This is a genomic window from Lysobacter sp. Soil_N_51 (assembly GCF_057655755.1).
Window position 1 is genome coordinate 497,707 of sequence record NZ_JBDGLR010000003.1, and the last position, 21,441, is coordinate 519,147.

Consider the following 21,441-nt stretch of genomic DNA (forward strand, 5'->3'; position numbering starts at 1 on the left):
GTCCACATCGAAGCGCCGCGCGCGAGGCCGCGACGGGGACGATCGATGATCGCGCGGCGCGCGCAGCCGCCGGGACGCGGCCGCGCCGAGTGTCAGGCCTCCGCCGTGGCCGCCAGTTCCGGGCCGGTGCTCACGCGCAGATGGCGCGCGCGGATGCTCATGAACACGATCGCCGCCAGCAACAGTCCGGCGGCCGCGGCGTAGAACAATCCGCCGAACGCGGCGCGGAACAGTTCGCGCGCCGACGGCGACAAGGCATGGGCGGCCAGTTCGCTCAGGCTGCGCGCGCCCGAGCCGTCTTGCGCGGTGCCGATGCCGGCCTCGGCCAGGCGCAGCAGGATCAAGGCCGAACCCGCGGTCGCGACCACCGCGGTTCCGAGCGTGCGCACGAAGGCCATCGCGCCGGTGACGCTGCCGAGTTGGCGCGTTGGCGCGGCGTTCTGGGCGACGACGTTGATGATCGCGGTGCTCGGGCCGATGCCGAAACCGACCGCGCCGAGCAGCAGCGACGCGCTCAGCGGCGTCAGTTGTTCGGCGAACAGGCCCATCGCGAACAAGGCCGCGATCGCGATCGGAAAGCCGAGCAGCACCGGCCCCTTGAAGTCGCCGCTGCGCGCGGCGTGGCGGCCGCCGAGCAGGGCGCTGATCGCGCCACCGACCAGCGCCGGTATCAACAGCAGGCCGGCATGCGAGGCGCTCAGGCCCAGGCCGATCTGGTAATAGGCCGGCATCAGCACCGCCACCGCGATGTAGAAGCCGTAGGTCAACAGACCGACCAGCAGGGCCGGGCCGATCACCGCATGGCGCAGGAAGGTCGGCGGCAGCACCGGATCGGCGACCCGGGTCTGGCGCCGTGCGAACGCGAACCCGACCACCGCGGCGAACCCGAACAGACCCAACACCTGCGGCGAGGCCCACGCGTAGCGCACGCCGCCCCAGGTCAACGCGAACAGGAACGCGGTGGTCGCCAGCGCGAACAGCAGCGTGCTCAGGTAATCGATGCGGCCGCTGTGGCCGGCGGCGACGAACGCGCGCATGCCCGGCCAGGCGATGGCCAAGGCGAGCAGTCCGATCGGCAGATTGATCCAGAAGATCGCGCGCCAGCCCAGCCAGTCGGTCAGCGCGCCGCCGAGCAGCGGACCGATCAAACCTGCCACCGCCCAGACGATGGCGAAATAGCCGGCGAAGCGGCTGCGATCGCGCGGCCCGGCGATTTCCGCGACCGCGGCCTGGGCGACGATGATCAGGCCGGCGCCGCCGACGCCTTGCAAGGCGCGCGCGGCGACCAGCATCGGCATGCTGGTCGCCAGCGCGCACAGGACCGAACCGAGCAGGAAGCCGCCCATGCACACCAGCAGCATGATCCGGCGTCCGTGCAGGTCGCCGAGCTTGCCGATCACCGGCGTCGCCGCGGCGCTCGCGAGCAGATAGGCCGACACCGCCCAGCCCATCAGGTCGAAGCGTTGCAGGTCGCCCACGATCGCGGGCAAGGCGGTGGCGACGACGGTCTGTTCGATCGCGCCGAGGAACAGCGCCAGCATCAGTCCTGCTAGTACGCGCTTGGAGCCGCGTTGGTTCGCGGCCGGTCGCGTGTCGGTGGATCGATCCGAGTCATGGCGATCGAGGTGTGGTTGATCGAAGCCTGATTGATTGAGGTTGGCTTGATCTAGGCTGGATTGATCGACGCCGGAACGGTCGGACGGAGCAGAGGACATGAGGATTCTCGTGGCGCGCGCCGTCCATGCGCGCCGCCCACAGCTCGGGCGGCGCGCGCGACTGTCGCAATCGATGGGGCCTGCGATGCAACGTTGCGAGCGAGCGACTACAGCTTGACCAGCACCTTGCCGCGATTGTCGGCGCCGCCGACGAACAGGCTCTGGTACGCCTGCGGGATGTCGTCGAAGCCGTGGCGGATGGTGTGGGCCGAGCTCAGTTCCTGACGCCGGATCATCCCGCCCAGATCGCTGTGCAAGGCCTGCCAGTTGGAATCGGTGAACCACTCCAGCGAGAAGATCCCGCGGATGGTCGCGCGCGGAAACATGATGTACGGCAACAGCCGCGGCCCGGTGTAGTCCTGCTCGACCTGGCTCGCCCATTGCCAGCACACCGCGACCTGACTGTCGACGTTGAGCATCGAGAACACCACGTCGGTGACCATGCCGCCGATGCTGTCGAAGTATTTGTCGACACCGTTCGGCGCGGCCTGCTGCAACGCGTCGCGCATCTTGTCGGCGGTGTCGTTGGCCTTGTAGTCGACGATCGCGTCGAAGCCCAGCTCGGTGAGGTATTGCGCCTTGGCCTGCGAACCGGCGGTGCCGACCACGCGCGCGCCGGCGCGCTTGGCCATCTGCCCGACCAGACTGCCGATCATGCCCGAGGCGCCGCTGATGACGATGGTGTCGCCGGGCTTGACCGCCATGAACTTGGTCAAGGTGCCCCACGCGGTCATGCCCGGGCCGCCCATCACCCCGAGCGCGGTCGACAGCGGCAAGGTTTCGTCGTAATTAGCCGGATCGAGCTTGCGATAAGCCGGAAACACCATCGGGAACGTACCGGTCTGCCACAGCGCCGGTTTGCCGTCGCTGACCAGGTGCGTGCGCCAACCGCCGAAACCCTGCAGCAGATCGCCGGGCTTGAACGGCGCATCGGGACCGGCGTCGAGCACTTCCATAATCGAATCGGCGCCCATGTGGTTGCCGATCGGTGTGTCCAGGCAGATGCCCTGCAGATACGGATCGACCGACACATACAGCGTCTTGAGCAGCATCTGCCCGTGGCCGAGGGTCACGTCGAGTTCTTCCTCGACTTTTTCGTAGATGCGGCTGGCATCGGGCACGCCTTCGACATGCTCGCGCACTACCCATTTTTCGATCTTCATGTGCTCAAGGTCCTGGTGGTGATCAATTGCGGGTAAGCATCGGCGGGGCGGTAAGCGGGCGCGGCTGGGCCGACCGGATGGATCAGATGGGTCGGCAGCGGCTTGTGGTTGTCGATGCTGGCGGTGAAGTCCTTGCTGTCGTCCTTACAGATGAACTGCATGACATGACGGCCCGCGGCGGCGGCGCGGATCAGGCCGCCGGTGGTGGCCCATACGCCGGACACGTAGAAATTCGACAGGCCTTCCAGCACCGGCCCGTTCTTCTTGATTTCCTCTTCCAGGGTCTCGCCGCTTTCGACGAACGGCTGCCAGCCGAGCACGGTGCCATCGTAGTTGCCGGTGTAGCGCACCTGGGTCAGCGGGCTGGACACGTCGCGCACGGTGATCGAATCCTTCAGCCCCGGATAGCGTTTTTCCAGGAACCGGATCATCGCGTTGCTGACCTTGCGCTTGGCCGCGTGGTACTCGTGGCCGCGCCGCACCGGCAAGGTGTGGAACTCCTCGCCCTTGCGCTTGCGGCTGACCTGCTCGGGCCCTTCGTTGAGCGCGCGCCATGGCGCGATGTCGCAGAAATAGGTGGCGTAGACGATGGTGGTTTCGCCCGGCGCCAGTTCGGGATAGTGCTGGCTGCGGAACTGCACGTTGATGCTCGGATGGCGGATGCCGACCATCTCGGCGGCTTCTTCCTCATCGAGCAAGTACGTGGTGCAGGGCTCGCCTTCGGGGAAGGGCTTGTCCAGGCCGAGGAAGGTGATGAAGTAGCCCGGGAACACCATATGCGGCTCGGTGATCGTCTCGGTGTAGAGCTTGCGGTAGGTCTCGCTGAGGTATTTGCCCTTGAGAAACTTCATCATCGTGGTGTGGCCGTCGGCGGCCGAGACCACGATGTCGGAGAACACCTCGCGCCCGTCGCTCAGGCGGATGCCGATGGCGCGATCGTTCTCGACCAGGATCTCCTCGACCTTGGCGTTGTAGCTCACCTCGCCGCCCAGGCGGCGGAAGCGTTCCTCGATCGACTTGGCCAGGCCCAGCGAGCCGCCCTCGGGCACGCCGGCCGACAGGTTGGCGTGCGAGGCGAGCTGGAAGTAGAACGGCAGCACCGGAAAATTCTGGTGCTTTTCGTACAGGATGAAATTGAACGCCTCGCGCAGGAACGGGTCCTTGAACTGCGCCGAGTAGTCGGTCATCAACACGCTGATCGACTTGCGGATGGTGTTGAAGTAGGGGATGAACGAGGCCAGCATCTTCCAGCGTTCCCAGCGGCCCATCAGCCCGACCGGCTTGAGGAACGGGTACACGTTCAGGGCCTTGCGGAACTTGCGCAGGCCGCCGACGAATTCGCGGATCAGCTTGGTGTCGGCCGGCGAGATCTCGATCAGATGCGCTTGCAGCCGGTCGGGATCGGAATAGAAGTACACCTCGCGGCCGTTGGCGCCGCGCACGATGTTGAACACGTCGAAGTGGCGCATCTGCTTGCCCTGCAGCGCGCCCAGTTCCAGCCATATCTGATGCATCTCGTTGCCCGGGCCGTTGCCGAGCAGCCAGCTGATGCAGCAGTCGAAGGTGAAATCGCCGCGTTCCCAGGCGGTGCAGCAGCCGCCGGGGATTTCGTGCATCTCGAAGATCTGCGTCTTGTATCCGTTCATTTGCGCGTAGCAGCCGGTCGACAGACCGCCGAGCCCCGCGCCGATGATGATCATGCTTTCTCTGTTGCCCAGCGTATGCGACATGGTCCTGGCTTCCTTGGAGGTCAGACGGCGGAGGCTTGTTCGAGCGCGACGGGCGCATCGACGAGGCGCAGCTTTGCGGGCCGTTCCGGTGGGGTTTTATCGAGTTGCGGGAAATGGCCGAGCTTGCCGGTATGCCAGGGCGCGGCGCCGCCGCTTTCCCAGGCCTTGAACTCGCGGCCGAGTTCCTTGCAGATGAACTGCATGACGAAGCGGCCCGACGAAGCGGCGCGGATCAATCCGCCCAGGCCGACCCATTGCCCGGCCATGTAGAAACCGCGCAGCCCCGGCAATTGCATGCGGCCCTTGTTGACCAGTTTGTTGGCGAGGTCTTCGGCATCGCTGAAGGCCTTCCAGGCCAGGATGCTGCCGTTGCTGTTGCCGGTGTAGCGCTTGGTCGTGGCCGGCGAGGCCACGTCGACCAGTTCGATCCGTTCGCCGATGCCCGGATAGAGTTTTTCCAGGAAGCCGCGCACGAATTCGCCGACCTGCTTCTTCTCCGCCCAGTAGCGTTTGCGATCTTCGGTGCGCAAGGTGCGCCAGTAATTGAAGTCGCTGAAGTAGGTGCAGTGGATCACCGAGCGCCCGGCCGGGGCGAAGCCGTCGGAATAGCGCGAGCGCAGTTGCACCACGATGCTGGCCTGCAAGGCGCCGGGCAGTTGCTTGGCTTCTGCTTCGCTCAGCATGTAGGTGGTGCTGTGCGAATCGTTCGGGTCGAGATCGCCTTCCAGGCCGACGAAGGCCGAGACCACCGCCGGGAACAGGATGCCCGGCTTGTTGAGCATCTCGTCGTACAAGGTGTCGATGGTCTTGTTCGTGTACTTGCCTTCGAGCATGCCGTAGATGGTGGTGTAGCCATCGGCGGCCGAGACCACGAAGTCGGCGTAATGGCGCGCGCCGCCCTTGAGTTCGACCCCGACCGCGCGTCCGTTCTCGACCAGGATGCGGTCGACGCGCGCACGGTAGGTCAGGATGCCGCCGAGGGCGGTGTAGCGTTCCTCGATCGAACGCGACAGGCCCAGCGAGCCGCCTTGCGGAAAACCGGCATTGTTGTTGTAGGCGCAGGCCATGTTGTACAGGTACGGCAGCAGCGGGAAGCATTCCGGGTCTTGATAGAAGATGTTGCGGAATGCGCGCTTGAGCAGCGGGTCCTGAAACTTGTCGGCGAAGTCGTGCATCGGCGTGGCCGCGTTGCGCCAGAACAGCCGGAACGCGGGCAGGATCTCGAGCATGGTCTTGATTTTTTCGCCGACGCTCTTGAGCGGATTGGGCTTTAGGAACGGGTACAGCTCGATCTTGATGAAGCGGCGCAGGTCGGCGCAGAACGAGCGGATCAGGGCTTCGTCAGCCGGAGAGATTTCCAGCAGATGGCGTTCGAGCCGGTCGGGGTCGTTGTAGAACGTGACCGAGCGGCCTCGTTCGTCGACGACCTTGTTGAACATGTCGAAGTCGCGCACGGTCTTGCCGTCGAGCGCGCCGAGTTCGCGCCAGATCTGGTTGGCGTCGTTGCCGGCGCCGGTGCCGATCAGCCATTCGATGCAGTAGTCGAAGATGTAGCCCTTGCGCGACCACGCGGTGCAGCAGCCGCCCGGCAGCACATGGGTTTCGAAGATGCGCGTGTCCATGCCGTTCATCTGGCCGTAGACGCCGGTGGCCATGCCGCTGACGCCGCCGCCGATGACGATCACGCGCGGCCGGCCGTTCGCGCGCGGTGCGCGATCGCTCCAGTCGGGGCCGGTATCACGCGACATAGGCGGCCTCCACGGACAGGCGCGCGCGCAGCAGTGCTGCGATGGTGTGAGATGAGTGGCCCAAGTCAGGCGTCATGGTCATGGCTTCCTTGCGGCTCAGGCGGCGGGTGCCGGCGACAACGCCGGCGAGGTTTCGACCAGACGTAGCGGTCGCGGACGTTCCAGCGGCGGGTCTTTGTCGAGTTGCGGCAGATGGCCGAGCTTGTCGCGATGCCAGGGTTCGCGATTGCCGCTTTCCCAGGCCTTGAACGGCACGCCGAGTTCCTCGCACAGGTACTGCGCGGCGAAGCGTCCGCTGGAGGCGGCCTTGATCAGGCTGCCGCCGTTGATCCAGTGGCCGGCCATCGAGAAACCGCTGAGCCCTTTCAGGCGCATGCGGTCCTTGTTGACCAGTGCGGCTAGCAGGTCGTCGGCATCCGGCGATTTCCAGGCCAGGATCGCGCCCTTGTGATTGCCGGTGTAGCGCTCGGTGGTGGCTGGCGTGCCGACGTCGACCAGTTCGATCCGCTCGCCGATACCCGGATAGAGTTTTTCCAGAAATCCGCGCACGAATTCGGCGACTTCGCGTTTCTTCGACCAGTACTGCTTGCGGTCGGTGCTGCGCAGGGTCTTCCAGTAATCGAAATCGCTGAAGTAGGTGCAATGGATCACCGACTTGCCTTCCGGCGCGAAGCCGTCGGAATAACGCGAGCGCAGTTGCACCACCAGACTGCCTTGATCGGCGCCCGGCAATCTGGCCGCGTCCTGCGCATTGAGCAGATAGGTCGTACTGTGCGATTCGCTGGCCGGCACGTCGCCTTCGAAACCGACGAAGGCCGAGACCACGCCCGGATACCGTTCGCCGGGCCGGTGCAGCACGTCGTTGAACAGTTTGTCCAGGCGCGGATTGGTGTACTTGCCGCCGAGCAGGCCGTGCAGGGTGAACATGCCGTCGCAGGCGGCGACGACGTGGTCGGCGTAGTGTTTCTCGCCGTTCTTGAGTTCGACCCCCACCGCGCGGCCGTCCTCGATCAGGATGCGATCGACCCGGGTGCGGTAGTTGATGATCCCGCCTAGAGCGAGATAACGCTCCTCGACCGAACGCGACAGCCCCAGCGAGCCGCCCTGCGGAAAGCCGACGTTGTCGTTGTACGCTTCGGCGAGGTTGTACAGATACGGCAGCACCGCGAAGTTCTGCGGGTCCTGGAAGAACATATTGCGAAAGCCGCGACGCAGCAGCGGATCGGCGAAGCGGTCCGCGTACGGTCCCATCTGCGCCGCGCCAGTGCGCCAGAACAATCGGAACGCCGGCAGCACCTGGCGCATCATCGCCAGCTTCTCGCGCCAGTTCTCCAGCGGCGCCGGTTTCAGGAACGGATGCAGGGCGAGCTTGGTGAAGCGGCGCAGATCGTCGCAGAACGCCTTGATCAACGGCGCGTCGACCGGCGAGACCTCGATCAGGTGTTTTTCCAGACGATCGGGATCGTTGTAGAAACGCACCTCGCGGCCGTTCTCGTCGACGACCTTGTTGAACAGATCGAAGTTCTTGACCGTCTTGCCGTCGAGCGCGCCGAGTTCGCGCCAGACCTGATTGGCGTTGTTGCCCGGCGCGGTGCCGTTGAGCCACTCGATGCAGTAATCGAAGATATAGCCCTTGCGCGACCACGCCGTGCAGCAACCGCCCGGCAGCACGTGCTTTTCGAAGATGCGGGTTTCCAGCCCGCTCATCTGCGCGTAGCTGCCGGTGGCCATGCCAGCCACGCCGGCGCCGATGATGATCACCCGCGGCTTGCCGCCTGCAGCGCGCTCGCGCGCGCTCCAGTCCGGGCCCGACTTCGACGGTTTGGCCGCGTCCGCGTCAGGCGACATTGGTCTCGTCTCCCACCAGGATGCCGCGCGCCAACGCCGCGTTGAGCGCGATGTAGTCGTGGTCGAGCATGTCGGCGTGCTTGCCGAAGCCCTTGAACACCTTGGTGTGGGTGGTCGAGCTGCCATGCCAGGTGCCGCGATGGCCGGTGCCGTAGAACACCAGCTTGTCTTCGTCGGAGATCACGCTCACCGGCGCGGCGATCTTGCCGATGTTCGGGGTCTGGCTGCAGAAGCGGATGTAGTCCTTGGCCTGCTCCATGGTTTCCTGGGCCACGATCGCCGAACCGGTGTGCTTGCGCAGGTGCTCGGTGAGTTCGCGTTCGAAGGCTTCGAAGTGCTCGTTGCCCAGTTCGAAGGATTCCGGAATGCGGTAGGAATCCATGATGACCACGTTGGGCACTTCGCGGCCGCGGCGTTCGAGTTCCTTGGCCACTTCGAAGGCGAGGTTGCCGCCGAGCGAATAGCCAAACAGCGTGCAGTGGCCGTCGGGCGCGTGGATGCTTTCGATCAGGTCGGCGTAACTGGCCACCTTCTCGTCGCCGAGGATGTAGTTGAACGAAACGAACTCGTACTCGGGCATATGCACCGCGAGCTGGCGATAGACCAGGCCGTGGCCGCCCGCGGGCGGGAAGCAGAAGATGGTCTGCTCGTGGTCCTTGCCCTGGTTGAAGCGCAGATAGGGTTGCGCGCCGGCCACGCGGCCCAGGCTGATCGCTTCGACCGTCTTGGCCATGCCGTGCAGGGTGGTGACCTTGAACAGCTGACTCACCGCGATGGCGATGTTGAACTCGGTCTGCAGGTTGTAGATCAGTTCGATCAGCTTGATCGAGCTGCCGCCGACTTCGAAGAAATCGTGCTGCAGGCCGACCTGTTCCAGTCCGAGCAACTGCTTCCAGTGTTCGGCCATGCGCACTTCGTACAAGGTCACCGGCGCTTCGAACTCGGCCTGGCCGGCGTCGAAGTCGGGCGCCGGCAACGCGGCCAGATCGACCTTGCCGTTGGCTGACAGCGGCAGCGCGTCGAGCTGGACGTAGTGCGCCGGGATCATGAAGGTCGGCAGGTACGCCGCCAGGTGTTCGCGCAGCGCGCGCCAGTTCAGGCGTTCGCCCTCGTCGGCGGCCACACAGTAAGCGCACAGCGCCGCTTCGCCGCGCGCATCCTCGCGCACGGTCAGCACTGCCTGCTTGACCGGTTCCCAAGCGGCGAGCTGGGATTCGATCTCGCCGATCTCGACGCGATGGCCGCGCACCTTGACCTGGGTGTCGACCCGGCCGATCAACTGCACTTCGCCGTCGCCGCTCCAGCGCGCGAGGTCGCCGGTGCGGTACAGACGTTGCGGCTTCGCGCCGGGGCTGAAGGTCAAGGTGACGAAACGCTGCGCGGTCTGTTCCTCGTCGCCGACATAGCCGGCGCTGACGCCGCCGCCGCCGATCCACAATTCGCCGGGCACGCCGGCCGGCAGCGGCTGTTGGTGTTCGTCGAGGATGTACAGCGCGCTGTTCGGGAACGGCCGGCCGATCGGCACCATGCGGCTGGGTTCGAGGTGTTCGGTCGCGCCTTCGAAGTAGGTGCTGTCGATGGTCGCTTCGCTCAGGCCGTAGGAATTGATCACCCGGGTACGCGGCCCGGCCAGCGCGCGCAGGCGCTGGTATTCCTCGACTTTCCACACGTCCGAACCGACCACCAGCAGGCGCATGAAGTCCAGGCGCTTGCCTTCGCGATCGCAGTAATCCATGACCCCGCGCACCACCGCCGGCACGAACTCGGCCGCGTCGACCTGCTCATCGAGCATCACTTGATACAGGCGCGCGGTGTTGAACAGCAGTTCGCGCGTGACCAGTACCAGCTTGCCGCCCGAGCACAAGGCGCGGACCAGATCGCCGGCGAACACGTCGAACGAGAAGCTCGCCATCTGCAGATGCGCGTTGGCTTCATCCAATCGGTATTCGCGCTCCCAGCCGGCATAGGCCGAGGCGAGGTTGGCGTGGGTGACGCGCACCGCCTTGGGCTTGCCGGTCGAACCGGAGGTGTAGATGACGTAGGCGCTGTCGTCCAGGCGCACCGGGAAGTCGACCGGCGAGGCATCGGTTTCGGCATCGGCGATCAGATGCAGTTCGTCCAGGGTCAGCACTTCGCCGGACCACGAGGCCAGGCGTTCGCGCCGGTCTTCGTCGATCACCGCGAATTTCGCATCGGCGTGCCCGACCATGTAGGCCAAGCGCTCGGCCGGATACTCGGGATCGAGCGGCAGATACGCACCGCCGGCCTTGAGCACCGCGAGCAGGGTGACGATCAGTTCCGGCGACTTGTCCAGGCACAGCGCGACCACCGCGCCGTCGCGCACGCCGAGTTCACGCAGCTTGCGGGCGAGGCGATTGGAACGGCGTTCGAGTTCGCCGTAACTCAGCTGCCGGGCCGGACCGGTTTCGCCCGGCGCCGCCACCGCGATCGCCTCAGGCTTGGCGCGGGCGATATCGGCGATCAGCTGATGCACCGGGCGCGTGGCCTGCGCGGTTTCGCTCGCGCCGCTCCACTGTTCGAGCACCGCGGCGCGCTCATCATGACCGAGCAACTGCAGCTGCGCGATCGACTGCGTCGACGGCACCCGGGTCAGTTCGTCGAGCAGGTTGACGTAGTGCGAGGCCAGCCGCTGCATGGTCTGCGGCAGGAACAGGTCGGTGTTGTACTTGAACACGCAGTGGAAACGTTGGTCGGCTTCGTCTTCGTACGCGGACAAGGTCAGGTCGAACTGGCCTTCTTCCTCGGGCAGTTCGATGTATTCCAGGCGGTAGCCGTACTTCTCGGTCGCGACCTTGTGCGCGAGCAGGATGAACATCGCCTGGAACACCGCCGAGCGGCTCGGATCGTGCTGCAGTCCGAGTTTTTCGACTAGCAAAACGAACGGGTATTCCTGGTTGTCCAGGCCGTTGAGCACGATCTGCTGCACCTGCGCGAGCATCTGCGCGATGCTCGGCTGCTCGGACAGGTTGACGTGCAGCGGCAGCGGATTGACAAAGTAGCCGTAGACCTGGGCGAACTCCTCCTGGGTGCGGCCCATCACCGGGCTGCCGACGATCACGTCGTCCTGGCCGGTGTAGCGGTGCAGCAGGATGTAGTACGCGCTCAGGAGCACCATGAACACGGTGACGCCGTTCTCGCGCGCCAGCGAGTGGATGCGCGCGCTCAGCTCGGGTTCGAGCACGAAGAACTGCGAGGCGCCGTTGTGGGTCTGCACGATCGGCCGCGGCTTGTCGGTCGGCAGATTGAGGATCGGCACCTCCTCGGGCAGGGCCGACTGCCAGTAATCGAGCATCTTGTTGGCGTCGCGGCTGGCGAGGAACTTGGTCTGCCAGTTGAGGAAGTCCAGATAGCGCGCGCGGATCGGCGCCAGCTCGGTCTTCTCGCCGCGGCGCAGGCCTTCGTAGATCGACAGCAATTCTTCGATGAAGGTGAAGGTCGAGATCGCGTCCGAGATGATGTGGTGGACGGCCTTCATGATCACCCAGCGATCCTTGCCGCGCTTGTACAGGCGGAAGCGCACCAGCGCGTCGTGTTCCAGGTCGTAGGGTTTGCGGTATTCGCGGATGATGTGCTGGTAGATCTCGTCCCAGCTCTTGTCCAGCGCGTCGATCAGGGCGATGTCGTGCTTGCCCTCGGCCGAGATCTTCTGCACCGCATGACCTTCGTCGAGCATGAAGTTGGCGCGCAGGCTCGGGTGGCGCGCGATCAGCGCGCGCACCGCGTCGAACATCAGTTCCGGTTCCAGTTCGGCCCGCACCTCGACCGCGCCGCCGATGTTGTAGGCGAAACCGTCGGGATTGAGCTGCTTGAGGAACCACAGCGCGTTCTGGTTCTGGGTCAGCGGGTAGCGGGTGTCGTCGGTGTGGGCGATGAACTGCGAGCTGCCGTCGTCTTCGCCATCGGCCGCGACCAGGTCGATCAGCGCGGCGTGCAGTTGCTCGCTCAGGGTGCCGATCGAGGAACTGCTCAGCAGGGTGACGACCGGCAACGCGACCTTGAGTTCGGTGTGGATGCGCGCGCGCAGTTCCATCGCCAGCAGCGAATCCAGGCCGAGCGCGTTGAGGCTGGCGTCGGTGTCGATCTGCTCGTGCTTGATCCGCATCACTTGCGCGATCAGACCGTGGAAACGTTCGTTGAGCAGGTTCCAGCGGGTCTCGGCATCGCCGTCGCGGAAGGCGTCGACGAAGCTGCCGTGCTCCTGATTGCCCGCGCCGGCGTTGTGCTTGGCCAGTTCGACCACCAGCGGCGGCGGCGAGGCGTACCAGGCCAGGAAGATCGGCCAGTCGACCACGGTCGCGACCAACAGCTGGGCGCGATCCTGCCCGATCACCCGTTCGAGCACGTCCATGCCCGCGTCGGGCGACAGCGAACTCATGCCGCGGCTGTTGCGGTAGTGATCGATCAGGCCGAGCTCCTCGATCATGCCGGTCGCCCACGGGCCCCAGTCCAGCGCGAGCGCGGGCAGGCCGCGCGCGCGGCGGTGATGGGCGAGGGCGTCGAGGAAGGCGTTGCCGGCGGCGTAGTTGGTCTGGCCGGCGGTGGTGACCAAGGATGCGATCGACGCGAACAGCACGAAATGTTCGAGCGGCTGATCGGCCAGGTACTTGTGCAGCAGCCAGCCGCCGACCACCTTGGGTTCGTATACCGGATCGAAGCTGTCGCGTTCCATCTCGGCCAGCAAGGTGTCGCGCACCTGGCCGGCGAGGTGGAAGGCGCCGCGGATCGGCGGCAGTTCGCGCTGGCGATAGTCCGACAGCCAGCCGTTGAGCGCGCCTTCGTCGGTGATGTCGAGCTGGGCCAGGATCGGCTCGGCGCCGAGGGTTTCCAACTCTTTCAGGAAGCGCACGTTGCGGCCGACCGGGCTGTTCGGATCGGTGTCGCGCCATTGCGCGCGCGGCGGCAGTTTGCTGCGGCCGACCAGGATCAGCTTGCGCGCGCCGCGCTTGACCAGAGTGCGGCAGAGCAGGCGGCCGAGCGCGCCGAACGCACCGGTGACGAGGTACGCGCCGTCGGCGCGCAGACGCAGCGGCAGCGGCTTGGTCAGTTCGGTCGCCGGCATCAAGCGGCTGGTGTAACGCTTGCCGTCGCGCAGCGCGATTTCGTCCTCGTCGATCAGCAGCACTTCGCGGCGCAACGCGAGCGCTTCGGCGCGCAATGCGGCGGCGTCGTAATTGCCCGACGATTGCAGATCGATCAACTTGCCGCGCTGCGCGACCAGTTCCTGATACCACAGCACCCGGCCGATGCCCCAGGCCGGTGCGCCGAGCGGTTCGACGGCGTCAAAGCGCCGCACCGCCTGGGTGCCGCGGGTGACGATATGCAGCTTGCCGTGCGGATGCGAACTCTGCAGCGCCTGACTCAGCGCGATCAACGCATACGCGCCGCGGCTGTTGCCGGCCTGCAGGCCGGGTGCGTCGATCTGATCGAGGGTGGGATGGTCGAGATTCCACAGATGCACGACAGAACCGAAGCGGCCTTGATCGTGCTTGGCCAGATCGGCGAACAGGCGCTGCAGGTCCTTGACCGAACCGGGCGCGACGGTCGACTCGCGCAGATCCTTTTCCAGCTTGTAGCGCTTGCCCGGACGCACCAGATGCACGCGCTCGCCGCGATTGGCGGCCAACGCGGCGAGTTCGTCGCCCACGCCTTGCGCGTCGGCGAAGATCAGCCAGCCGTCGCTTTCGCCGGCCAGACCGGGTTCAGCGATCGCCAGACCGGTTTCGACCTGCGCGGCCTCCTCGGCCTTTTCGACCCAGGTGGTTTCGGCCAGCCAGTTGTCGATCGTGTTCAAGCTGACCTTGGCGCTGGCGTTCTCGACGTTGGCCGCGCGGAAGCCGCCGACCCGGCCCAGCGGCGCGCCGTGTTCGTCGTAGACGAAGATGTCGCCGATCAATTCGTCGCCACCGTCTAAGGTGATCACCGCATGCACCCACAGCGCACGGTCGCCGATCGCGTCGGTGCGCACTTCCTGGATCGACAGCGGCAGGCGGATGCCGGTGTCGCCGGCGTCGTCGCTCTGCTGCTTGAGGATCTGCGGCGTCAACAGCGCCTGGAAGCAGGCGTCGAGCATGGCCGGATGGAAATGGTGATCGGCCGCGCCGCCGAGCAACTGCGGCGTCGGCGCGATCCGCGCCAGCGCTTCGCCGGGCGCGACCCAGACTTCCTCGATGCCCTGGAACGCCGGGCCGTAGTGATAACCCATCGAAGCCAGCGAGTCGTAGCAGGCCGAACGCGCCAGATACAGCGGGCTGCGTTCGCGCACCGCGGCCACGTCGAGCGTCGGCCCGCTGCGGCGGCCCTGGCTCGCGCGAATGCTGCCGCTGGCATGCACGGTGCGGTCGTTACCGTCGGCCGACACGGTCGAGACGTTGAAGGTCGCGCCGTCGGAGGCGAACGACAGCTGCACCGTCGCCGCTTCGGCGTCGGGCAGGAACAGCGCTTTGCGCAGTTCGATGTCGGCGATCGCGGCCGAAGCGCCGCCGGTCATCGCGCGCACCGCCTGGGTCGCCATTTCGATATAGCCCGCGGCCGGGAACAGCACATTGCCCTGGATGCGGTGGTCTTCGAGATACGGCTGGTGCTCGACGTCGAGCTTGGCTTCCCAGGTCGGTTCGGCATTGGCCATGCGCCGGCCCAGCAACGGGTGATCGAGCTGGCCCAGGCGGATCTGTTCGACCGGACGCGGTTCGATCCAGTAGCGATCGCGCTTGAACGGATAACGCGGCAGGGTGACGTGCCGGCCGCGCGGATGCAGCGATTTCCAGTCGATCGCCAGGCCGAGGTTGTGCAGGCTCGCGAGCGAGGCGGTGAAGCGCGCGGCTTCGTCCTCCTGGCGGCGAATCGACGGAACGCTCTTGGCGCTGCCGCCGCGCGCGGCGAAGCACTCCTGAATCGAGTGGCCGAGCACCGGATGCGGACCGATTTCCAGGAACAGATCGTAGCCGTCGTCCATCAGCTGATCGATCGCGGCGCGGAAGCCGACGCTGTTGCGCACGTTCTCCCACCAGTAGTTCGCGTCGAGCTCATGGCCCTGGGCGATGCCGGGACGCGCGGTCATATACAGCGGCACCTGCGCCGGATGCGGCGCCAAGCCGTCGAGGCATTGCAGCAACTCGTCCTTGATCAGGTCCATCTTGGCGCTGTGATACGGCACGCGCACGGTCAGGAACTTGGCGAACAATTGCTCGCCCTGCAGCTTGGCCGCGAGTTCGGCCAATGCGTCCTGATCGCCGGCCAGGGTGATCGCGGTCGGGCTGTTGACCGCTGCGACCGAGACGCGATCGCCATAGGGTTTCACCCGCTTGAGCGCTTCGGCCTCGCTCAGACTGACCGCGAGCATGGTGCCGGTGTCGACCAGCTTCTGCTGCAGGCGGCTGCGATGCACCACCACCTTGACCGCTTGTTCCAGCGTGTACACGCCGGCGGCGTAGAAGGCGGCGACCTCGCCGGTGCTGTGGCCGACGATCGCGTCGGGCACGATGCCGCGCGCGCGCCACATCGCCGCCAGCGCGATCTGCACGGCGAAGTTGGCCGGCTGCGCGAGCCAGGTGTCGCTCATCTTCGAATCAGCTTCAGCCGCGTTCATTTCATCGATCAGCGACCAGTCCACGTGCTTGGACAGTTCGCGGTCGCATTGCTCGATCACTTCGCGGTAGATCGGATCGTGGTCGAACAACTGCCGGCCCATTGCCCACCACTGCGGGCCCATGCCGGTGAACACCCAGGCCAGTTTCGGCGCGGCGGTGCCGCGGCGCTCGTCGGCGACGATGTGCGGATGCGCTTCGCCGGCGGCATAGGCGTCCAGGCGTTCGAGCAGTGCTTCGCGGCTGTCGTAGACGAACGACAAGCGCGCTTCCAGATGCTGGCGGCGATGGGCGAGGGTGTAGGCGAGATCCTTCAGCGACACCGCGTCGGCGCCGTCGCGTTCGAGTTCCTTGCGGATGCCGTCGACCAGTTCGGGGAACGCGGCCGAATCGCGCGCGGTCAGCGGCAGGATGTTGTAGCGCGGCTCGGTCTCATTGGCGGCGTCGGCCTGCGCGTGCACGTCCTCGCGCGGCGGCGCTTCTTCCAGCAACACGTGCGCGTTGGTGCCGCCGAATCCGAACGAGTTGACGCCGGCGCGGGCCGGGCCGTCGTGCGCGGGCCACGGCGTGACCTGCGTCGGGATCTCGTACGGCATCGAGGCGATGTCGATGTCGGGGTTGATGGTGTTGAGGTTGATGTGCGGCGGGATCAGCTTGTGCTTGAGCGCCAGCGCGGTCTTGATCAGACCGGCGACGCCGGCCGCGGCTTCGGTATGACCGATATTCGTCTTGACCGAACCGACAAAGCACTTGTCGCCGGGCTTGCGGCCGATGCCGAGCGCGCGGCCGAGCGCCTTGGCTTCGATCGGATCGCCGACCGGGGTCGAGGTGCCGTGCGCTTCCATGTACTGCAGGCTGCCCGGTTCGATCCCGGCTTCCGCGCACACCCGCTTGATCAAGGTCACCTGCGCATCGGGATTGGGCACGGTGATGCCGTTGCTGTGGCCGTCCTGGTTGACGCCGGTGCCGACGATCACCGCATAGATCGGATCGCCGTCGCGCAGCGCATCGTCCAGACGCTTGAGCGCGACGATGCCGACGCCCTCGGCGCGCACGTAGCCGTTGGCGGCGGCGTCGAAGGTGCGCGACTTGCCTTCCGGCGACAGGAACCCGCCCTTGGTTTCGGCGATGGTGTACTGCGGGGTCATGTGCAGCAGGGTGCCGCCGGCCAGCGCCAGGCTGGTCTCGCGCCGGCGCAGGCTGTGGCAGGCCAGATGCACGGCGACCAGCGACGAGCTGCAGGCGGTGTCGATCGACAGGCTGGGGCCGCGGAAATCGAAGCAGTACGAGATGCGGTTCGACGCCATCGTCATCATCGTGCCGGTCGCGGTGTGCGCGGCCAGCGTCTCGAAGCTCAGATCGGCGAACTGCACGATCTTGTAGTCGAGGGTGAAGGCGCCGACGAACACGCCGATCTCCTGGCCGGCGAGTTCGCCGGGCTTCTGGCCGCCGTCCTCGAGCGCTTCCCACGCCACTTCCAGCAACTTGCGCTGCTGCGGGTCCATGTAGTCGGCTTCGCGCGGGCTGATGCCGAAGAACGCCGGATCGAATTCGTCGAAGCCATCGATGTAGCCGCCGCGTCCGCCGACCAGACGGCCGGGCTTGCTCTTGTCCTTGCTGCCGAGGGTGCCGACGTCGTAACGGTTGGCCGGGGTCGCGGTCAGGCAGTCCTTGCCCTCGATCAGGTTCTGCCAGAACGCGCGGTGATCCGATGCGCCGCCGGGCAGGCGGCAGCCGATACCGACGATGGCGATGCGGTCGTCGCCGACGCCCGCGGCCGCTGTCGTGGATGCGGTGTCCGCGCTGGCGGCGTGATGGGCCGCGTCGTCGCTCGGAGTCTCGCGGGTCGAGGCCTTGCTGCTGGAATCCGTCATGATCGAGTCCTTGTTGTTACATCGCCGGTACGTGGGTGTGGATTGCGAGGGGAGGTTTGCGATAGCTGCGAGGCTTCCGGTCGGAAGCTCAGCGGAAAGGCTCACGGCGGCGTGGGCGCGGGCTTCTTGCGCGGCCGCAGCGGGTGGACGAGGGTCGAGAAGATCGCGCCGTTGCGCGGGAACGAGCCCGGATCGAACAGGCCGATCGCGCGCGGCTTGCGGTCGGGCCGCCAGGTGTAGCTGCCGAACAGGCGGTCCCAGATCGACAGGTCCGAGCCGAAATGCCCGGCCTCGGCCTTGTCGGCGCTGTGATGCATGCGGTGCAGCTCGGGGCTGGCGAGGATGTGGTTGAGCCAGCCCAGGCGCACATCGATGTTGGCGTGGACGAAATAGCCCTGGGCGATGATGAAGATGCCGACCGCGAACACCGCGTGCTCGGAAAAGCCGATCAGCGCCAGCGACACCTGCACCAGGAACTGGGCCAGGACGATGTCGAACACGTGGTTGACGCCGTTGTTGCCGACGTTGACCTTGTCGGGCACGTGGTGCACGCCGTGCAGCCGCCACAGCAGCGGGATGTCGTGGCCGGCGCGATGCACCGCATAGCTCGCCAGCGAACTGAGCAGCAGCGCGAGCGGGATCTCGGCCCACAGCGGCAACACCGGATGCAGCGGCGCGACCATCGACACCACCGCCATCACCGGCAGCTGGGCCAGCCCGCCGCCGATCATCGTGATCACGAAGTAGACCGCGTACAGGCCCCACTCGCGCCGCGAGGGCAGCCATGCGCGCTCGTACGGAATAATTAATTCGAGCATCGCCAGGTAGAAAATAGTGGCGAGCAGAAAGCCGAAGCTGGCCGCGCCCGGATCCCAGTCCAGGCCGATCGCGGCAATTACGTAGATAACCACGGAAATTAATAATAACGGGTGCGCGATATAACTGACAAAACCCAACCGGTTTATCCGGGCGGGCGTGACCCGGGTTGGTTTTTCACGTCCTGTGACAGCGCTGTCAGATAATCCGCCGATATTAAGCGGGTCGCGGTCACAGTCGAATCGGGAAGCGTCCGTCAGGTTGGAACTGCGATCGGCGTCCGTATTCATGGCCGGCTCCGGCGAATATTTCCGGGGACGCGGGTATTTTCCCGGTCGACGCGGAGCTGGAATACCGGCCGCGGCGATAGCGAGACGCCGTTCGCGGCTACGCGAAGCCTTGCGGTTGTTGACGCGCAGAGCAAGACCGAATCGTCCATGCGACCCTCGTGAGTGACGTGATTGGTCAGCTGACATAATGCGTCACCGCATCCATGCCGGCGGATGAAAAACGCCGTGCGGCGTCTTCGAATATCTCGGCGCTAATATTCGGGGCAGGCGGAGGCCGCAGTCAAAGGAGCAAGCCCGATTTAGCAGTGACGCGGATCATTCTTCCGAACATTGATTCCCATGCGGGAAAGATAATGTGCTGGTATTGGCACGCCATTGCGCCCCCGCCACGGCGAGTCGCGACGCGATGGCACTTATTAATTACAAGTGCGCGTCGGCCGGATGACGAATATCCCCGGCCGGCGCGCGCGAACGGAATAAGCCCATAACTACTAGGAGTCACGACGATGCAGTTGGCGACCGAGCGCGTCATCGAAGTCAGGCACTGGAACGACAGCCTTTTCAGCTTCCGCACCACCCGCGATCCCGGCTTCCGCTTCGACAGCGGACACTTCGTCATGGTCGGGCTGGAGGTCGACGGCAGGCCGCTGATGCGCGCCTACTCGATCGCCAGCGCGCACTACGAAGACCATCTGGAGTTCTTCAGCATCAAGGTGCCCGACGGCCCGCTGACCTCGCGCCTGCGTCACATCAACAACGGCGACCCGGTGCTGGTCAGCCGGCGGCCGACCGGCACCCTGGTGCTCAACGACCTCAACCCGGGCAAGCGGCTGTACCTGCTCGGCACCGGCACGGGCCTTGCGCCGTTCCTGAGCATCATCCGCGACCCGATGACCTACGAGCGCTTCGAAACCGTGGTCCTGGCCCACGGCGTGCGCCACGTCAGCGATCTGGCCTATGCGCAGTTCCTCGAAGAAGAACTGCCGAAGCACGAGTTCCTCGGCGAGTTGATCCGCCGCCAGTTGATCTACTACCCCAGCGTGACCCGCGAGCCGTTTCGCAATCAGGGCCGGATCACCGACGCGATCGCCGACGGCCTGATGGCGCAGACCCTCGGCCTGCCGCCGCTGGACCCGCGCGAGGACCGGGTGATGTTGTGCGGCAGCCCGCAGATGCTCGAGGACACCGCGGCGCTGCTCGAAGGCCGCGGCTTCAAGCCGTCGCCGCGCACGCGCGAACCGGGCGACTACGTGATCGAGCGGGCGTTCGTGGAGAAGTGAGCGGGAGTTGCCGGGAATCGGGAATGGGGAATCGGGAATCGGAAAGCGGAGCGCTGTCGCTTCGTTGCCGATCCCGTCGCCTTGCTTTTTCCGATTCCCGACTCCCGATTCCCCATTCCCGCAATTCAAAGAGACGACACATGAGCACCTGTCAAACGGCCGTAACGCTGATCGGCGCACCGACCGATATCGGCGCGGGCTACCGCGGCGCGCGCCTGGGACCCGAAGCGCTGCGCATCGCCGGACTCACCGAATCGCTGAGCGCGCTCGGCCTGGACGTCGCCGATCGCGGCAATCTGGAAGGACCGCCCAATCCCTGGACCGAACCGGTCGACGGCTATCGTCATCTCGACGAAGTCGTGGTCTGGAACCAGCGGGTGATGGACGCGGTCGGCAAGGAACTGCGCGGCGGGCGCATGCCGATCCTGCTCGGCGGCGATCACTGCCTCGGCCTGGGCTCGATCACCGCGGTCGCCAACCATTGTCGCGAGCAGGGCAAGAAGCTGCGGGTGATCTGGCTGGACGCGCACGCCGACTTCAACACCCACGACATCACCCCTACCGGCAACATGCACGGCATGCCGGTGGCCTGTCTGATCGGGCTGGGGCCGCAGTCGCTGACCCATCTGGGCGGCTCGGCGCCGGCGATGCAGGTCGACGAGATGCGCCAGATCGGCACGCGCTCGGTCGACGCCGGCGAGAAGCAACTGATCAAACGCCACGGCCTGCCGGTGTACGACATGCGCAAGATCGGCGACATCGGCATCAAGAAGGTGATGGAGCAGGCGCTCGAAGGCGTCGACGACAACACCCACATCCATGTCAGCTTCGATGTCGACTTCCTCGATCCGAGCATCGCGCCCGGCGTGGGCACGGTGGTCTCGGGCGGGCCGAATTATCGCGAGGCGCAACTGGCGATGGAGATGATCGCCGAGAGCGGGCGCATGGGTTCGCTCGACATCGTCGAACTCAATCCGATCCTCGATCGCGACAACGGCACCGCGCTGGTGGCGATCGATCTGGTCGAAAGTCTGTTCGGCAAGTCGACCTTGGCGCGCGAGTGAGGTGGGGCGTTGTGGTTGTCTGGTCGGGCGGATTGGCAGATGAGCGATCGAGACGATCGAGGTCTGAAGCTCGAATCGGCCGAAAGGTGTCGCCCCGGCATGGTCGGGGCGATGCGCAGGGGGTTTGTCTGCGTGCGCGGATCGATCCGTGTCGTAGCTGCGTCCTGTGCGACGGCGTCGCGGCCTGACCGTCCGAATCGCGGCGAAGTCTTTCAGCACGGGTTGCATCCGTTCACCTAGCTGCACCGCTTCGACTGTCGGGCTTGAAGTTCCACCCAAAAAACTCGCGGCGTCGAGCCGATTCGCGAC

9 protein-coding genes are annotated in these 21,441 nt (G+C 65.8%); 2 read left to right on the plus strand and 7 right to left on the minus strand.

Annotated features, from left to right (window positions below; all coding sequences use genetic code 11):
- Positions 1-92: 92 nt before the first annotated feature.
- The 7 genes from AC3A4T_RS07610 to AC3A4T_RS07640 form a co-directional block, all read right to left on the minus strand.
- Positions 93-1,541: an MFS transporter gene (locus AC3A4T_RS07610; RefSeq protein ID WP_487674812.1), complete on the minus strand. Its 1,449-nt coding sequence runs from the start codon at positions 1,539-1,541 to the stop codon at positions 93-95.
- Positions 1,542-1,822: 281 nt separating this feature from the next.
- Positions 1,823-2,878, minus strand: a complete 1,056-nt coding sequence (locus tag AC3A4T_RS07615) for an MDR family NADP-dependent oxidoreductase (RefSeq protein WP_487674813.1) — start codon at positions 2,876-2,878, stop codon at positions 1,823-1,825.
- Positions 2,875-4,608 carry a phytoene desaturase family protein gene (locus AC3A4T_RS07620; RefSeq protein WP_487674814.1) on the minus strand — a complete coding sequence of 578 codons (1,734 nt, stop codon included), beginning with the start codon at positions 4,606-4,608 and terminating at the stop codon, positions 2,875-2,877. The genes AC3A4T_RS07615 and AC3A4T_RS07620 overlap by 4 nt, the downstream gene beginning before the upstream one ends.
- A gap of 20 nt (positions 4,609-4,628) precedes the next feature.
- Positions 4,629-6,356: a phytoene desaturase family protein gene (locus AC3A4T_RS07625; RefSeq protein ID WP_487674815.1), complete on the minus strand. Its 1,728-nt coding sequence runs from the start codon at positions 6,354-6,356 to the stop codon at positions 4,629-4,631.
- A 96-nt stretch (positions 6,357-6,452) separates the two neighbouring features.
- Complete coding sequence (locus AC3A4T_RS07630; protein ID WP_487674816.1) at positions 6,453-8,204, minus strand: phytoene desaturase family protein; 1,752 nt, start codon at positions 8,202-8,204, stop codon at positions 6,453-6,455.
- Complete coding sequence (locus AC3A4T_RS07635) at positions 8,194-17,682, minus strand: HSAF biosynthetic non-ribosomal peptide synthetase/polyketide synthase (protein WP_487674817.1); 9,489 nt, start codon at positions 17,680-17,682, stop codon at positions 8,194-8,196. The genes AC3A4T_RS07630 and AC3A4T_RS07635 overlap by 11 nt, the downstream gene beginning before the upstream one ends.
- A gap of 101 nt (positions 17,683-17,783) precedes the next feature.
- A complete protein-coding gene (locus AC3A4T_RS07640) occupies positions 17,784-18,593 on the minus strand; it encodes a sterol desaturase family protein (RefSeq protein ID WP_487674818.1) in 810 nt (269 codons plus the stop codon).
- A gap of 701 nt (positions 18,594-19,294) precedes the next feature.
- On the opposite strand from AC3A4T_RS07640, the gene AC3A4T_RS07645 reads away from it, so the two are divergent.
- Positions 19,295-20,068: a ferredoxin--NADP reductase gene (locus tag AC3A4T_RS07645; RefSeq protein WP_487674819.1), complete on the plus strand. Its 774-nt coding sequence runs from the start codon at positions 19,295-19,297 to the stop codon at positions 20,066-20,068.
- Between the two features lie 140 nt (positions 20,069-20,208).
- Complete coding sequence (gene rocF / locus AC3A4T_RS07650) at positions 20,209-21,132, plus strand: arginase (RefSeq protein WP_487674820.1); 924 nt, start codon at positions 20,209-20,211, stop codon at positions 21,130-21,132.
- The last annotated feature ends 309 nt before the right edge of the window (positions 21,133-21,441 follow it).

Bases quoted from the DNA above. Each gene is read 5' to 3' on its own strand.
- AC3A4T_RS07630 (WP_487674816.1), bottom strand. From the start codon at position 8,204: ATGTCGCCTGACGCGGACGCGGCCAAACCGTCGAAGTCGGGCCCGGAC.
- rocF (WP_487674820.1), top strand. From the start codon at position 20,209: ATGAGCACCTGTCAAACGGCCGTAACGCTGATCGGCGCACCGACCGAT.
- AC3A4T_RS07615 (WP_487674813.1), bottom strand. From the start codon at position 2,878: ATGAAGATCGAAAAATGGGTAGTGCGCGAGCATGTCGAAGGCGTGCCC.
- AC3A4T_RS07620 (WP_487674814.1), bottom strand. From the start codon at position 4,608: ATGTCGCATACGCTGGGCAACAGAGAAAGCATGATCATCATCGGCGCG.
- AC3A4T_RS07635 (WP_487674817.1), bottom strand. From the start codon at position 17,682: ATGACGGATTCCAGCAGCAAGGCCTCGACCCGCGAGACTCCGAGCGAC.
- AC3A4T_RS07610 (WP_487674812.1), bottom strand. From the start codon at position 1,541: ATGCTGGCGCTGTTCCTCGGCGCGATCGAACAGACCGTCGTCGCCACC.
- AC3A4T_RS07645 (WP_487674819.1), top strand. From the start codon at position 19,295: ATGCAGTTGGCGACCGAGCGCGTCATCGAAGTCAGGCACTGGAACGAC.
- AC3A4T_RS07625 (WP_487674815.1), bottom strand. From the start codon at position 6,356: ATGTCGCGTGATACCGGCCCCGACTGGAGCGATCGCGCACCGCGCGCG.